Origin of the sequence: Mesorhizobium comanense, assembly GCF_005503535.1 — a bacterium.
Classification (GTDB): Bacteria; Pseudomonadota; Alphaproteobacteria; order Rhizobiales; family Rhizobiaceae; genus Mesorhizobium; species Mesorhizobium comanense.
The window spans coordinates 218,422-233,972 of sequence record NZ_SCNN01000001.1 but is presented as its reverse complement, the minus strand read 5'-3'; the positions used below and the strand labels follow the sequence as shown (position 1 = coordinate 233,972).

The following is a 15,551-nucleotide window of genomic DNA, read 5'->3' as shown; positions in this document are numbered from 1 at the left end:
TTGTGGGGGAGATGTCCGGCAGGACAGAGGGGGGCGCGAAGGATCGCGGCGCGCGCCTCGTTCGTCGCTCCTTTCAACCGCATCGGCCCGTCGATGACCCACGTCTTCACCATCGCCATCGACGGCCCCGCAGGTGCCGGCAAAGGCACACTCGCCCGGCGGCTCGCCGACCACTACCGGCTGAACCTGCTCGACACCGGCCTCACTTATCGTGCGGTCGCCTACGCCCTCATCCAGCACGCGCTGCCGCTCGACAATGTCTCGGCTGCCGAGACCGCGGCCCGACAAGTCGATTTGGCAAGGCTCGACCGTACGGTCTTGTCCGCACATGCCGTCGGCGAAGCTGCGTCCAAGGTCGCGGTCATTCCCACGGTGCGGCGCATCCTGGTCGAAAAGCAGCGTGAATTCGCCAAGGCGCCGCCGGGGGCCGTGCTGGACGGCCGCGACATCGGCACGGTCGTCTGCCCCGATGCCGACATCAAGCTCTACGTCACGGCGAGCGCGCAGGTGCGGGCCAGGCGCAGGCTTGCCGAGATCGAGAGCATCGGCGGCACGGCCAGCTTCGCCGAAATCCTCGCCGATATCGAGCGCCGCGACGAGCGCGACACGGGCCGGGCCGACTCGCCGCTCAAGCCCGCCGCCGACGCGCACTTGCTTGATACGAGCGAAATGGCTATAGAAGCCGCGTTTCTGGCGGCGATGGCGATCATCGACGACGCTCTCGCCAAGAGAAATAAGGCCTGATTACGGCTTTTCTCCCGCGCCTGCGATTGCCGAACGCGAGAAAAATACCCATATCGGGCACGAACCAGCCTGCCAGCATTCTCATGCGCCGGACTTGCCGCTGATAGAGCGGCCAAGGGCTTTCAGCCCGGAACGCCGGCAGGCCAACGCAACGCTAACCCACGGCGCCCGCCTCGCCAGATATGCGGGGCATTCCAGGAGAAACAATGTCAGCTGCAAATCCCTCTCGCGATGATTTCGCGAGCATGCTCGAAGAATCATTTACCACTGGCCATTCCGGCGAAGGCCAGGTTGTCCGGGGCACGATCACCGCGATCGAAAAGGACATGGCCATCATCGACGTCGGCCTCAAGGTCGAAGGCCGCGTCCCGCTGAAGGAATTCGGCGCCAAGGGCAAGGAATCCTCCCTCAAGGTCGGCGACACCGTCGAAGTCTATGTCGAGCGCATCGAGAACGCGCTGGGCGAAGCCATGCTGTCGCGCGAGAAGGCTCGCCGCGAAGAGAGCTGGGTGCGCCTCGAGGAGAAGTTCACCAAGGGTGAGCGCGTCGAAGGCGTCATCTTCAACCAGGTCAAGGGCGGCTTCACCGTCGACCTCGACGGCGCCGTGGCCTTCCTGCCGCGCAGCCAGGTCGATATCCGCCCGATCCGCGACGTCTCGCCGCTGATGCACAACCCGCAGCCCTTCGAGATCCTCAAGATGGATCGCCGCCGCGGCAACATCGTGGTGTCGCGCCGCACCGTGCTCGAGGAAAGCCGCGCCGAACAGCGTTCGGAAATCGTGCAGAACCTCGAGGAAGGCCAGGTGGTCGAAGGCGTCGTCAAGAACATCACCGATTACGGTGCGTTCGTCGACCTCGGCGGCATCGACGGCCTGCTGCACGTCACCGACATGGCCTGGCGCCGCGTCAACCATCCGACCGAAATCCTCAACATCGGCCAGACGGTCAAGGTGCAGATCATCCGCATCAACCAGGAAACCCACCGCATCTCGCTCGGCATGAAGCAGCTCGAGTCGGATCCGTGGTCGGAGATCGGCACCAAGTTCCCGATCGGCAAGAAGATCAAGGGTACCGTCACCAACATCACCGACTACGGCGCGTTCGTCGAGCTGGAGCCGGGCATCGAAGGCCTCATCCACGTTTCGGAAATGTCGTGGACGAAGAAGAACGTGCACCCCGGCAAGATCCTGTCGACGACCCAGGAAGTCGATGTGGTGGTGCTCGAAGTCGATCCGGCCAAGCGCCGCATCTCGCTCGGCCTCAAGCAGACGCTGGAAAACCCGTGGGAAGCCTTCGCGCGCAACCATCCGGTCGGCAGCCAGGTCGAGGGCGAGGTCAAGAACAAGACCGAGTTCGGCCTGTTCATCGGCCTGGAAGGCGACGTGGACGGCATGGTGCACCTCTCCGACCTCGACTGGACCCGTCCGGGCGAGCAGGTCATCGAAGAGTACAATCGCGGCGACATGGTCAAGGCGCAGGTGCTCGACGTCGACATCGAGAAGGAGCGCATCTCGCTCGGCATCAAGCAGCTGGCCCGCGACACCGTCGGTGAAGCAGCCAACAGCGGCGAACTGCGCAAGAACGCCGTCGTCACCTGCGAAGTCATCGGCGTGAAGGATGGCGGTCTGGAAGTGCGGCTGGTCGAAAGCGGCATCGAGACCTTCATCAAGCGTTCGGACCTGTCGCGCGACCGCGACGAGCAGCGCCCCGAGCGCTTCACCGTCGGCCAGAAGGTCGACGCCCGCGTCATCGCCTTCGACAAGAAGACCCGCAAGCTGCAGGTCTCGATCAAGGCGCTGGAAATCGCCGAGGAAAAGGAAGCGGTCGCCCAGTACGGCTCGACCGACTCCGGCGCCTCGCTTGGCGACATCCTGGGCGCGGCGCTCAAGAAGCAGGGCAACTAAGCCTAGACTGCCATCGCGCCTCTGGCGCGGCCCAAACCAGGAAACCCGCGAGCCGAAAGGCTCGCGGGTTTTTCATTTGGTGGTGCTGGCACAAGACAACGACAAAGCAATCGCCTCAACTCCACGTTTCGGGATCAGGGTCACGCGCATGAAGGTGGTTGAAATCTATCGCTATCCGGTCAAGAGCCTGCGCGGCCATGCTGTGCCGAGCGCGGAGATCGAGACCATGGGCATGGAAGGAGACCGCCGCTGGATGGTCGTCGACAAGGATGGGCAGTTCCTGACCATCCGCCAGATACCGGCCATGACGACGATCGACGTCGAACATCTGGGCACCGGCATTGTGCTTAAACATGCCAAGCATGGCTCGCATATCGTCGAGGCGCCCGGCCGCGGCGCCGCGCTCCGCAATGTCAAGATCTGGAAGGACATTGTTGCCGCACGTGCCGCCGATCCGGCAGCCGGCGCCTACCTGTCGGCGATTCTTGGCCGGCCGGTCGACCTCGTCTATTTCGACGATCCGACGAACCGGCCGGTCGACCCGGAGTTCGGTCAGCCCGGTGACTATGTCAGCTTTGCCGACGGCTTCCCGTTGCTGGTGACCACAACGGGCTCACTCGACCATTTGAACAGCCATCTCGCCAGCCCGGTCGAAATGGCGCGGTTTCGGCCAAACATCGTCCTCGACGCCATGGACGCATGGCCCGAAGACAGCTGGAAGACGATCCGTGTCGGCCCGGTCTTCATGCGGATCGCAAAGCCCTGCGCGCGTTGCGTGATCACCACCCGCGACCCGCTCAGCGGCGAGCAGCCGGACCCGCGCGAGCCGCTCCGGACGCTTGGGCGTCTCCACCGCTTCGCCAAAGGCGGCATCATCTTCGGCCAGAATGCGATCCCGAACAATAACGGCACGATCTCGATCGGAGACGCTGTCGAGATCATCGAGGCAGGCACATCCAACCTCATGTAGCATGGCGCCGCTCGCGGCCGGTCCGGTCAGGCGAGCCGTCCCTGCCATGTTCCGAAGCAGTTGCAGGCCAGAACGCCCTGCGCTGCATGCGGCATCCTAAAGCCGTCGAGCCAGCCGACCGCCGCTCAAACGAGCAGCCGGTCAGCACATGGCTCGATCGTGCTCACGCCCGGGCGTAAAGCGGCACCAGCGTTCCGCTCATCGCCTGGTTGGCGGGCGAGGCAAGATAGGCGATGGCTTCGGCCGCCGCTTCCAGGCTGACCCATTTGGTGAAGTCGGCATCCGGCATGTCGGCGCGGTTTGCCGGCGTGTCGAGCGTCGATGGAGCCACGGCATTGACCAGGATGCCCTTGCCCTTCAACTCTTCGGCCATCGCCACCGTCATCGCCGCGACCGCCGCCTTGCTCGCCGCATAGGCAACCATGCCGGCGCCGCGGCGCGGATCGAGCCCGGCACGCGCCGTCACGTTGACGATGCGGCCTGACGTGCCGGAGGCCAGCATCGAGCGGACCGCGGCGCGGCTGCACAGGAAGGTGGTGCGGGCATTGGTTTCCATCATCTCGGCAAAGGAGGCCGATTCGATCTTCTCGACCGGCGCCATGGCAAAGCCGCCGGCAAGATGGACCGATCCCCACAGTGCAGGAACCTGGGCGTAGAAGGCTTCGACCTTGGCGGAATCCGACAGGTCGACATTGTGCGCCAGCTTGACATTCTCGTGGGCCGTGAAGGGGAAGTGCTGGGGTGCCGCGGCATGCGCGTTCGGCACGTGGCAGATCGCCCCCTGTTCAAGCAGCCTGCCAACCACCGCGCCGCCGAGCGCCCCGGTGCCGCCGGTCACGACGATATGCCTGCCTTCAAGTGTTTCCGTCATCCTGGACCGCTCCTGTCATATTCTTATCATTGTTGTGCCGCGCCGACGCGAAGCGTCGCGCCTTTCGCGCGATCACTCAACCGATATCTCGACATGGCAGCCGTCACGTCTTTGCATGCGTCATGGCGCCGGCCAGCCTGTCGGACATAATGGCGTCCCACAACAGATGCTGCCCGCCTGGCGGACGCTCCACATGGCGGGTCAGCTTGTGCAGCCAGAAATCGTCGAAGAGCGCTCGGTGGGCTGCCTCGTCGAACGGATCAAAAAGGCGCCGTTGCAATTCATGCGGCCGGTCGGCGCCGACTTGCGGCATGCGCAGGAAATCGCATCGAAGCTGCCGGTGCAGGAGCAGCGACGCTTCGAAGTGGTAGGGAAACATGAAGTAGTTGTGCAGCTGGTCGTATTTGCGCCAGTAATCCGCAAGGCCATGCAGCACGGTCTCGATCAGCGGATGGTTCCTGCGGGCGTGGATGAACCATGTCTCCACCAGCCTCGGGTGGCGGTTCGTCTCACGCAGGATATAGAAATCCTCGCGCTCGACTTCGGCCGGCACGGCTTGTCTTAGCAGGATGGTGGCGTCGAGCCATGTCCCGCCATGACGGAAAAGCAGGCTGAGACGGACGAAATTGGAGAAATGCTGGCTGGTCATCAGGCCGAGCCGCCGCTTGTCCCAGACATGGCCAGGCAGGTCGACATGATCTCCCACGGTCTTGTCGTCAAGCACGATGAGCTCGCGCTCGCCCTTGTGGCGCGCGACCGAGCGCAGGCATGCCTTGACCAGCGGCGGAGCCTGATCGGCGCCTTGAGCCCAATATTGCCAGATCGGACCAACGCCGCCGGCCGGCACGGCGCTGGAACACCAAAGCGAATGATCGACCGCCACGCGCCGGGCGCGGCCCCTCTTTCGTCGGGCCAGCGTCATGCAAATCTTCGCGGCGGCCTTCCTCACCTGCCAGTTCAGATCGGGCGCGGACGCCGCCCAGCGCAATGGCGCCAGATGTGGAAGCCTCAGCAGATCCCGAAACGCCTCCGGCTCGTTGAAACGAGTGGTCGACGACCGATCGGCTTCATCCATCGCCACGACAATCAGTCGACCGTGATTTCGATGACACGCGGCAATCCGGTTGCCCTGGCCCGCCTCAGCGCGTCAGGCAGACCGTCGGCACCGGCAAGCCGTTCTGCCGATATGCCGTAGGCCTCGGCGAGCTTGCAGAAATCCGGCGGCGCCGGTGAAACGCCGACCGGTTCCACGCCGACATCGAGCATCGAGGTTTCGATCTCGCGATAGCCCCTGTTGTTCCAGACGACGAAGATGACCGGTGCGTCGGAGTCGAGCGCCACGCCCAGTTCCGACAGCGTGAACTGGAACCCGCCGTCGCCGGTGATGCAGACGACCGGCACTCCGGGCATGGCAATAGCGGCGCCGATCGCCGCGGGCGGACCATAGCCCAGCGCGCCGAAGCCGGTGGCGGCATTGAACCAGCCACCCGGGCGGTCATGGTCGTAATAGAGGTTGGCGGCGTAGATCGGCTGGGTCGAGTCGCCGACGATGATGGCGCCCGGCAGGGCGTCGCGGATCATTTCCACGGCGCGCACCTGGGCGACATAGGCAGGGCTCAGTTCAGCGAACGCGGCCCTTCGCGCCGCAGCCGCACGGGTCTCGCCGTCTTCGGCGCCCTGCCCGGAGCCCAACGTGGCAAGCAGAGCCTCGATCGCCTCGGCGCAATCGGCCTGGATGCCGACACTAACCGGGCGGCGGGCAAGCTGGTCGGCACCGATATCGATGCGGATCAGATTCGTGGGCAGGACGAAGCCGCCGTCGCCATAGCCGTCATAATCGGTCGGTCCGAATTCCGTGCCGGCGGCGATCACCAGATCGGCATCCGCCATCAGAGCCCGCACCGCCTTCAGGCTGGGGCTGGCGGGCACGCAGAGCGGATGGCCATGCAGCAGGCCACGCGCGTTGGTGGTCTCGACGACGGGAGCGCCAAGCCTTTCGGCCAGCCGCTTCAGCGGGGCTTCCGCCTTCCTTGCACCGCCACCGGCCAGGATGAGCGGGCGGCGGGCGGCAGCGATCAGGCTGGCTGCGCGGACCACTGCCGCCTCCTCCGGCGCCGGAGGCGCGGCATTGCTCAGCAAGGCGGCGATGCTGTCCGCCGGCTTGACCATGACGTTGGTCGGAATCTCGATGTGCACCGGCCCCGGCCGCGACGATGAGAACAGCGCGAAGGCCTGCGCCAGCGCGCCCGGCAATTCATCGGTTTCGGTAACACGCTGCGAAGACAGCGCTACCTTCTCCATCATGCCGCGCTGATCCGGCAGCTCGTGCAGGAAGCCCAGGCCCTTGCCCAGCGTGTCCGTGGCGTTGACGCCGGAGATGACCAGCATCGGCACCGAATCGGCGCGCGCCTGGCCCATGGCCGTGATGGTGTTGGTGAGCCCGGGACCAGTGATGACGAAGGCGACGCCCGGCCTGCCGCTGGCGCGCGCGTAGCCGTCGGCCATGAACCCGGCGCCCTGTTCGTGGCGCGGCGTGACATGGCGGATATTCGAGCGCGCCAGGCCGCGATAGAGTTCGACCGTATGGACGCCGGGAATGCCGAAGACGGTGTCGACGCCATGGGCCTCGAGCAGCGAAATCAACGCTTCGCCAATGGTGGTCATCGGTTCTCTCCCTCTCGAGCGGATCCCTGTTTAACGAAAACAGTCCTGCGATCCATCTGTTTGTTTCCTAAGCAATTCCCAAGGGGAAGCGCTGCTCACTTTTCCTGGAATTTCGTTGACGGCGCGAGGCCGAGTTCGGCCTCGACAGTCTTGATGCCGATCGCCGCCAATTCGCCGGGCGAGAACATCTCGCCGGCGAGGCAGCCTTCGATCCACAGCCCGTCGATGATCGCGTTGATGGCGATGGCATGGTGGCGCAGTTCGCCTGCATCCGGCTTGCGCTGCTCGGCGCCGAGCACTTCGGCCACCACCGCTTCCACTTCGTTGCGAAAGCCAAGGTAGCCTTCGCGGTGGGCACGGGCCAGGGACGGATCCGCGCCGGCGCGGCCGATGAAGGTCGCCCAGAGCGAGAACACGCGCGCATCGATGATCGGGACGTTGAGATTGGCGCTGACGAAAGCCGCGAGGCGCTGGCGCGGCGAGGTGTTTTCCATGACCAAGGCCGCTTTCGCCTGTTCGGTCATGCGGCCCATCAGCGATGCATAGGCTTCCTGCAGCAATTCTTCCTTACCGGGAAAATAGTGACGGACCAGTCCGGCGGTGACGCCCGCGCGCAATGCGATGGTGCGCAGGCTGGCGCCCTGCAGGCCATACTCGGCCACGCTGTCCAGGGTCGCATCGATCAAATCCTGCCGCCGCCGCTCCTCGCCCTCGCGACGAAACTTGCGGCGGTAGGGCGCGTTCATTGGCGCAGGATCGGCCGCGTCAGGCATGTCGGCCCGCCTTCACAGGCGATGCAGAGCGCGTCCGCCTCGAAGATCTCGACCGAGCAGCCGGCGGCTTCCATCGCGGCCTTGGTCTTGGGGAAGCCCGCAACGGCGATGACCTTGAGCGGACTGGTCGGCAGCACGTTGAGGCTGAGGCCGTTGGAGGTGGCAAACTCTTCGGCATCGCCCTCGACCAGCCGGATGCCGCGCGCCTTCAGCATCTGATAGAACGGGGCCGGCAAAAGCGGCGAGTAGACCAGTGCGAGGTCGTCGGCCAGCGGACTGATGACCGACATCAGGTGCAGGCACGCCTCCTCGCCCTGCCACAGCGGCAGATCAAAGCCATAGACGGAAATGCCCAGCGGCGTCAGCAGATTGGACACCTGCTGGATGCCTTCCTGGTTGGAGCGGACACCGCGCCCGGTGGCCAGCGTGCGCGCATCCAGCCATACGCAATCACCGCCCTCGACCTGGCCGGGAGGCTGGACGCGGCCGAGGATCGGAATGCCGAGCCTTTTGTAGGTTTCCTCATGCAGCGAAGGCTCCCTGGCGCGCAACGGCTTGCCCATGGACAGGATCAGCGCGCCACGGTCGGTCATCAGCGACGGATCGTGGGTGAACACCGAATCCGAAAGTCCGTCGGCCTTTTCCTCGATCCATTCGATTTCAGCACCGGAAGCCGCCACCAATCCGGCAAACACCGCGTGCTGGGAGGCGGCTTTCGCCGGGCTGAACCCCGGACCATAGTGCCAGGCAGCGCGCTCGGCGTCGCGCATCGCGTTTGCCGCCGACCGCATCAGCACGCGCCGCAAAGGCGCCGCCATGGACTGTGACCCGAAAGCGCTCATCGATGCCCTTTTTGTGCTGAAAAAAATCGAAAAAATTTCATGGGAGGCTATTTATACACTTGCACAACAAGGCTGCAAGTGCCGTAATGGGCGGGATTGACGGGCTCGCTCAGTTGGGTCCATGCTGAAGTCTGGAGCAGGGCAGTACAGCGTATGTTGATTAGCCGGATAGCCGTTCGACGAACTGCCGCCGACCTTTCAGAGGTCACCCGGTGAGCGTGGCGGGAGCTGCCACAATCCCATCCGGAGAGGCGCAGAATGGCGCCGCCGAAGCCATCCATGTCGAGAACCTGCACAAGAAATTCGGCGAACTGCACGTGCTGAAAGGCGTGTCGCTGTCGGCGCGCGACGGCGAGGTCATCGCCATCATCGGCGGCTCGGGTTCGGGGAAGTCGACGCTGCTGCGCTGCATCAACTGCCTGGAGAACCCGACAAGCGGCATCATCCGGGTCAATGGCGAAGAGATCAAGCTCAAGGCCGACAGCCACGGCCATACCGTTCCGGCCGACCGCAGGCAGATCGAACGCATCCGCTCCAAGCTCGGCATGGTGTTTCAGAACTTCAACCTGTGGAGCCACATGACGCTGATCGAGAACGTCATCGAGGTTCCCGTGCATGTGCTCGGCGTCAGGCGCGACGAGGCGGTCGCCCAGGCCGAGAAGCTTCTCGCGCGCGTCGGACTTGCCGAAAAGCGCGACGTCTATCCCGCCTATCTCTCGGGCGGCCAGCAGCAGCGGGCGGCGATCGCCCGCGCGCTCGCCATCAATCCGCGCGTCATGCTGTTCGACGAACCGACATCGGCACTCGATCCGGAACTGGTCGGCGAAGTGCTGAAGGTGATCGGCGACCTGGCGCGCGAGGGCCGCACCATGGTGCTGGTCACCCACGAGATGAAGTTCGCCCGCGAGGTCGCGACCCACGTCGTCTACCTCTACAACGGGCTGGTCGAGGAAGAAGGTCCGCCGGAACAGATTTTCGGCGCGCCGAAATCCGAAAGGCTCAAGCAGTTCATCCGCAACATCGGCTAGGGACAGGCCGGGACGGAAGAAAAACGGGAACCAACAACAAACTGGGAGTTCTGAAATGAAGACTGTTCTGAAGACATTCGCCGCGGCATTGCTGCTCGGCGTCGCCGCCATGGGCGTGGCCAAGGCCGATCCGGTCAAGATCGGCGTCGCCGCAGAGCCCTACCCGCCCTTCACCTCGCCCGACGCCTCGGGCAAATGGGTGGGCTGGGAGATCGACTTCATCGACGCCGTGTGCGCCGAGGAGAAGCTCGATTGCGTCATCACACCGGTCGCATGGGACGGCATCATTCCGGCGCTGACGACCAAGAAGATCGACCTCATCGTGTCGTCGATGTCGATCACCGACGAACGCAAGAAGACGATCGACTTCTCCGACAAGTATTACAACACGCCGACCGCGATCATCGGACCGAAGGACCAGAAATTCGGCGCTACGCCCGACGACCTCAAGGGCAAGGTCGTTGGCGTCCAGGTTTCGACCGTGCATGCCGTTTACGCCAAGAAGCATTTCGGCGCCACGGCGTCCGAGATCAAGGAATACCAGACGCAGGACGAGGCCAACAACGACCTCGCCGCCGGCCGCCTCGACGCGGTGCAGGCCGATTCCATCGCGCTTGGCGAATTCCTCAAGACCGACCAGGGCAAGGCGTGCTGCGATCTGAAGGGCATGGTGGCTCCGGACGACGAAGTGCTCGGACCGGGCGTCGGCGCCGGCGTGCGCAAGGAAGACACCGACCTGAAGGAAAAGATCAACGCCGGCATCAAGGCGATCCGCTCCAATGGCAAGTATGACGAGATCTCGAAGAAATACTTCGATTTCGACATCTACGGCGGCGCACCGCAGTCGAACTGATCCCTCGCATGGACCGGGGACGTGGCGCTGGCGCCATGTCTCCGGCAAACCTGTCCAGGCATGCTCGCCGCCGGCCGCAATTGCCGGCGGAGTGAGCCAGCAATCCGGGGGCGACGCTGATCTTTTCTCTTCTTCCGGCCTCGGCGGCCGGCATCATTGAACTCCTCTCGCCCGCGGACGGCGGCTGGGGCAAAACGCTCTTGGTCGGGCTCTTGCATTCGCTCGAGATCGCCGTCGGCGCCACGATCGTCGGCCTCGTGATCGGAACCTGGGGTGCCTATGGCAAGCTTTATGGCGGGCCCGTGGTGCGCGACCTGTTCGCGGTCTACACCACCGTGGTGCGCGCCGTGCCGGAACTGGTGCTGATCCTGCTGCTCTATTATGCCGGCACCGACCTGATAAACCAGGTGCTGACCGCCATGGGCTATCAGCGCGTCGACATTAGCGGGCTGGTGGCCGGCATCGCCGTGCTCGGCTTCGTCCAGGGCGCCTATTCGACCGAAGTCATCCGTGGCGCGATCCTGGCCATCCCGCAGGGCCAGATCGAAGCAGCCCGCGCCTATGGCATGTCTCCGGGCCTGCTGTTGCGGCGCATCACGCTGCCGGCGATGCTGCCCTTCGCCATTCCAGGCCTCGCCAATCTGTGGCTGATCGCAACCAAGGACACCGCGCTGCTGGCCGTCGTCGGCTTCTCCGAGTTGACGCTTGCGACGCGTCAGGCCGCCGGCGTCACCAAGGCCTATCTGGTTTTCTTCCTCGCCGCCGGCGTGCTCTATCTGTGCGTGACGCTGGTTTCGAACTTCCTGCTCGGCAGGGCCGAAAAATGGGCACGGCGCGGCATGCCCTCGATCAAGGACGCATAGTGATGGCGGGCGAGGCAGCCATCATCAATACCGCGGCGCGCGCCTCGCTCTGGCTGCAGCCGCATCGCATCGTGCTGATCCTGATCGCGCTGGGGCTGGTGACATCGGCCGCCTTGTTCATGCGCTGGGACTGGCTGCCGCAATACTGGGAAATGGGCCTCATGGGCATCTGGCGTGCCCTGTGGATCCTGGTCGTCACCTGCGTGCTCGGCTTCATGATCGCCGTGCCGGTCGGACTGGCCCAGGCCGCCGGTTCAATCTGGGTCGCAGCGCCGGCGAAAGTGTTCTGCACCATCATCCGCGGCACGCCGCTGCTGCTCCAGCTTTGGCTGCTCTATTACGGGCTGGGCTCGCTCTTCCCGCAATATCCCTGGATCCGTGAATCCTGGATGTGGCCCTACCTCAGGCAGGCGTGGCCCTACGGCGTTCTGGCGCTCACACTGTCCTTCGCGGGCTATGAGGGCGAGGTGATGCGCGGCGCCTTTGCCGGCGTGCCCAAGGGGCAGCTGGAAGCCGCCCGCGCCTTCGGCATGAGCCGCTGGAAGATTTTCCGGCGCATCTGGTTGCCGCAGGCGTTTTACAGGGCATTGCCGACGCTGACCGGCGAAACCGTTCTGCAGCTGAAATCCACACCCCTGGTGGCCACGATCAGCGTCATCGACATCTTCGCCGTTTCCTCGAAAGTGCGGCAGGATACCTACCTCACCTACGAGCCCCTGCTGCTGCTGGCGCTGATCTATATGGTGATCACCGGCATTCTCGTCTTCGCCTTCAGCCGGATCGAGAGACGCATCCCGGTCAAGATCGGATAGAGGCGCACAGGTCGGGTACAAGGATCGGCGGTGTAAGCCGCTTTTCTTGCAGAGGCGGACGATTTTCAACACGAATGTCTGCTCATGTGCTGCTGGGCACATGAGCCACCAATGCAATCAGCCCACAGCGACACCAGGACAGCCATGATGCAACTCAGTCTCGACCAGGCAAGAGGACTATGCCGGATGGCAGCACTTGGCGCCGGCGCCAATGAAGAGGCGGCGCAGTCGTTGACGGCCTCGATCATCGCGGCCGAGGCGGAAGGGCTGGCGACCGTGGGGCTGACGCATTTCATCGACTACCTCGAAGCGCTGGAGGCCGGGCGCATCGACGGCAATGCCGATCCGGTGATCACAAGACCGGCGCTTGCCGTCTATCTTTCCGACGCGCGCGGCGGGCTGGCGCATACCGGTTTCGATCGCACCGTGGATGACCTCGCCAAGGCGGCGAAACTGTTCGGCGTCGCCATCTTCTCGCAGAAGAATGCCTACACATGCGGCGCGCTCGGCTATTTCACGGGAAGGCTTGCCGCACAGGGCCTGGTCTCGTTCGCGGCCACCAATGGTCCGGCGGTGCTTGCCGGCTCGGGCTCGGTCAAGCCGGTCTATTGCACCAATCCGATGTCCTTTGCCGCCCCCGCCGCCGATGGCGCGCCGCTGGTCATCGACCAGTCGTCGAGCGCCACCGCCTTCGTCAACATCCGCAAGGCAGCCGAGGACGGCAAGCAAATCCCGGAGGGCTGGGCGCTGGACGCCAGCGGCAACCCGACCACCGATCCGGCGGCGGCGATGAAGGGCGCCATGCTCGCCTTCGGCGGACAGCGCGGCGCCAACATCGCGCTGATGGTCGAAGTGCTTGCGGCCGGCCTGTCGGGTGCCAACTGGTCGCTCGACGCGCCCTGGTTTACCGGCGGCCCTGACAGTCCGGGAACCGGGCTGTTCGTGCTTGCCGTCGAACCCAAGCTGCTCGATCCGGACTTTGAAAAGCGCATGAAGGATCAGCTCGACCGGTTGCGCCGCCGCTATGGCGTACACGTGCCGGGCCGGGCAAGAGCCGAGGCGGCCGAGAAAGCGCAGGCGCGCGGCATTACCGCGCCCAAGGCGGTGGTGCAGCGCATCTCAGAGTTCGCCGAGCGCTATTCCGCCTGAGTTCCCGGCGAATTCTCCACGCCCTGCTGAACCTTTCGGCGTGGTGAAGCGACCTACTGCCGTCCGGGTCGGGTTTGCCCGGTCGGTGTCTTCTGTCGGATGCGTCCAGGGCGGAGGCGGGCGTACTTGCTTCACGCCATGCTGATACCGTCTCAGGTCAGGCCGCCTCGTCAGACCCTGGTTCGACATGAGCTACACCCGGAAAACCCCGCTTCGGCGGGGTTTTCTGCGTCTTATCCGGCGCACGAGTTAAACATGATTACGATAGTTAACTTTTGTTAACTTGACTTGATGGAAGCCATCGGGCGTTTGCGAGACGATGTCCAAAAAACAGGAGCTACGATGTCCGTAACCACCGACGCTTCCCGCGGCAGACTGATCATTCCCGCACTTGGCCGCCTGTATTCGTCGCTGCATGACGCCGGCGAAACCGTGCTGCGCGTCGTGGCCGGTGCATTCCTCACCATCCACGGCTCGCAAAAGATCACCAATCCTTTCGGCGCCGCCGAGATGGTCGAAGGCCTCGGCTTCTATCCCGGCGCCTTCTGGTCACTGCTTTTGGCCTGCACCGAGTTTTTCGGCGGCATCCTGATCGCCATCGGATTCCTGACCCGTCCTGCCGCCTTTGCCGGCCTGTTCGTGCTGCTGGTCACCGTCTGGTTCCACTGGGTGACGATGGGCCAGGGCTTTTCAGGTGCGGAAAAGTCGCTGCTTTGGGCCGCGATGCTGCTGTTCTTCGTCATTCGCGGCGGCAACCGGCACTCGGTCGACGCCCGCATCGGCAAGGCGTTCTGACAAGCCTTGTTCACCCGCAATTCCCAAGGGAAAGCGCTGTGCGCTTTTCCTGGGAAAACCGCTTAGAACTTTTCCTGGAATTGCTCTGCAAAGAAGGGCGGCAGCGACGACGCGTCGCCCTTTGCCTTTGGCGCAAAACGGACTATGAAACGGCTTCAGCCAAGCCATCTGGAAAGTGCGCCGGAGCCAGTCATGACCGAAATCCTGCAGACCCCGAAGCTCATCGTCGTCTTTGGCGGCTCGGGCTTTGTCGGCCGCCATGTGGTGCGAGCGCTTGCCAAGCGCGGCTATCGCATCCGCGTCGCCTGCCGCCGCCCTGACCTTGCCGGCCACCTGCAACCGCTCGGCAATGTCGGCCAGATTCAGCCGGTGCAGGCCAATGTGCGTGTTCGCTGGTCCATCGACCGCGCCGTGCAAGGCGCCGACCACGTCGTCAATCTCGTCGCCATCCTGCATGAGAGCGGCCGGCAGAAATTCTCCGCGGTGCATGAATTCGGCGCGCGCGCCGTCGCCGAGGCGGCACGCTCGGTCGGCGCCGGGCTCACCCATATTTCGGCGCTGGGCGCCGACGCGAACTCCGAATCGGACTACGCGCGCACCAAGGCGCTTGGCGAAAAGGCCGTGCTGGAGACGATCCCGGATGCCGTGATCCTGCGGCCGTCGATCAATTTCGGCCCGGAAGACAGTTTCTTCAACCGCTTCGCCAACATGGCGCGCTACTCGCCGGCGCTGCCGCTGATCGGCGGCGGCCAGACCAAGTTCCAGCCCGTCTATGTCGGCGATGTCGCCGAAGCCGTGGCGCGCTCGGTCGAGGGCAAGGTGCAGGGCGGCCAGACCTATGAACTCGGCGGCCCCAACGTGCTCACCTTCAAGGAGTGCATGGAGGAACTGCTCACCGTGATCGAGCGCAAGCGGCTGCTGGTGCCGGTGCCGTGGTGGGTTGCCAACATCCAGGCCTCGATCCTCGGCCTGCTGCCCAATCCGCTGCTGACCAAGGACCAGGTGATGCAGTTGCGCGAGCACAATATCGTCTCGGACGAAGCGGCCAAGGCCAACCGGACCCTGACCGGGCTCGGCATCCAGCCGCAGTCGATCGCGACGATCCTGCCGAGCTACCTCTGGCGCTTCCGCGCCGCCGGCCAGTTCCAGCAGCGCAAGCCCGCGGTATAAGCCCTAGGCGTGCCTAGATTCAGGTCAGGCCGAGTCGAGAACGGTGGGTTACGAGAACCGGAGCGGAACGTACTCAAGTACGTGAGCACCGTTCTACTGCGTCGCAGTAGAAC

At 64.3% G+C, this 15,551-nt stretch carries 15 protein-coding genes; 10 read left to right on the top strand and 5 right to left on the bottom strand.

The features are described 5' to 3' along the window. Positions 1-93 precede the first annotated feature (93 nt). From cmk to FFS37_RS01120, 3 genes are all read left to right on the top strand, one after another. Complete coding sequence (cmk, locus tag FFS37_RS01130) at positions 94-744, top strand: (d)CMP kinase (RefSeq protein ID WP_137929091.1); 651 nt, start codon at positions 94-96, stop codon at positions 742-744. A 206-nt stretch (positions 745-950) separates the two neighbouring features. Next, on the top strand, positions 951-2,648 hold the full coding sequence (gene rpsA, locus FFS37_RS01125; protein ID WP_137929090.1) for a 30S ribosomal protein S1: 1,698 nt from the start codon (positions 951-953) through the stop codon (positions 2,646-2,648). A 148-nt stretch (positions 2,649-2,796) separates the two neighbouring features. Continuing rightward, positions 2,797-3,618: an MOSC domain-containing protein gene (locus tag FFS37_RS01120; RefSeq protein ID WP_137929089.1), complete on the top strand. Its 822-nt coding sequence runs from the start codon at positions 2,797-2,799 to the stop codon at positions 3,616-3,618. Positions 3,619-3,781: 163 nt separating this feature from the next. On the opposite strand, the gene FFS37_RS01115 is transcribed toward FFS37_RS01120, so the two are convergent. The 5 genes from FFS37_RS01115 to FFS37_RS01095 all read right to left on the bottom strand — a co-directional run bounded on the left by FFS37_RS01115 (position 3,782) and on the right by FFS37_RS01095 (position 8,768). After that, positions 3,782-4,489 carry an SDR family NAD(P)-dependent oxidoreductase gene (locus FFS37_RS01115; RefSeq protein WP_137929088.1) on the bottom strand — a complete coding sequence of 236 codons (708 nt, stop codon included), beginning with the start codon at positions 4,487-4,489 and terminating at the stop codon, positions 3,782-3,784. Between the two features lie 103 nt (positions 4,490-4,592). Then, complete coding sequence (locus FFS37_RS01110; RefSeq protein WP_137929087.1) at positions 4,593-5,564, bottom strand: capsular polysaccharide synthesis protein; 972 nt, start codon at positions 5,562-5,564, stop codon at positions 4,593-4,595. A gap of 11 nt (positions 5,565-5,575) precedes the next feature. Then, complete coding sequence (locus tag FFS37_RS01105; protein WP_137929086.1) at positions 5,576-7,153, bottom strand: 5-guanidino-2-oxopentanoate decarboxylase; 1,578 nt, start codon at positions 7,151-7,153, stop codon at positions 5,576-5,578. A gap of 95 nt (positions 7,154-7,248) precedes the next feature. Then, entirely contained in the window at positions 7,249-7,926 is a 678-nt protein-coding gene (locus FFS37_RS01100) for a TetR family transcriptional regulator C-terminal domain-containing protein (RefSeq protein WP_137929085.1), read from the bottom strand. Then, positions 7,896-8,768 (bottom strand): dimethylarginine dimethylaminohydrolase family protein, encoded by an 873-nt coding sequence (locus FFS37_RS01095; RefSeq protein WP_137929084.1) that lies wholly within the window; start codon positions 8,766-8,768, stop codon positions 7,896-7,898. The genes FFS37_RS01100 and FFS37_RS01095 overlap by 31 nt, the downstream gene beginning before the upstream one ends. A gap of 212 nt (positions 8,769-8,980) precedes the next feature. Here FFS37_RS01095 and FFS37_RS01090 point away from each other — a divergent pair, with 212 nt between their 5' ends. The 7 genes from FFS37_RS01090 (at position 8,981) to FFS37_RS01055 (ending at position 15,438) form a co-directional block, all read left to right on the top strand. Then, positions 8,981-9,796 (top strand): ABC transporter ATP-binding protein, encoded by an 816-nt coding sequence (locus FFS37_RS01090; protein WP_137929083.1) that lies wholly within the window; start codon positions 8,981-8,983, stop codon positions 9,794-9,796. Positions 9,797-9,851: 55 nt separating this feature from the next. Then, positions 9,852-10,649, top strand: coding sequence for a transporter substrate-binding domain-containing protein (locus tag FFS37_RS01085; RefSeq protein WP_137929082.1), 798 nt, complete (start codon positions 9,852-9,854; stop codon positions 10,647-10,649). A 200-nt stretch (positions 10,650-10,849) separates the two neighbouring features. Then, complete coding sequence (locus tag FFS37_RS01080) at positions 10,850-11,512, top strand: ABC transporter permease (RefSeq protein WP_137929081.1); 663 nt, start codon at positions 10,850-10,852, stop codon at positions 11,510-11,512. Positions 11,513-11,514: 2 nt separating this feature from the next. Then, complete coding sequence (locus FFS37_RS01075) at positions 11,515-12,324, top strand: ABC transporter permease (protein WP_137929080.1); 810 nt, start codon at positions 11,515-11,517, stop codon at positions 12,322-12,324. Positions 12,325-12,471: 147 nt separating this feature from the next. Then, a complete protein-coding gene (locus FFS37_RS01070; protein ID WP_171026162.1) occupies positions 12,472-13,473 on the top strand; it encodes an Ldh family oxidoreductase in 1,002 nt (333 codons plus the stop codon). 342 nt (positions 13,474-13,815) lie between these two features. Continuing rightward, positions 13,816-14,268 carry a DoxX family protein gene (locus FFS37_RS01065; RefSeq protein WP_137929079.1) on the top strand — a complete coding sequence of 151 codons (453 nt, stop codon included), beginning with the start codon at positions 13,816-13,818 and terminating at the stop codon, positions 14,266-14,268. A 192-nt stretch (positions 14,269-14,460) separates the two neighbouring features. Continuing rightward, complete coding sequence (locus FFS37_RS01055; protein ID WP_137929077.1) at positions 14,461-15,438, top strand: complex I NDUFA9 subunit family protein; 978 nt, start codon at positions 14,461-14,463, stop codon at positions 15,436-15,438. Positions 15,439-15,551 lie beyond the last annotated feature (113 nt).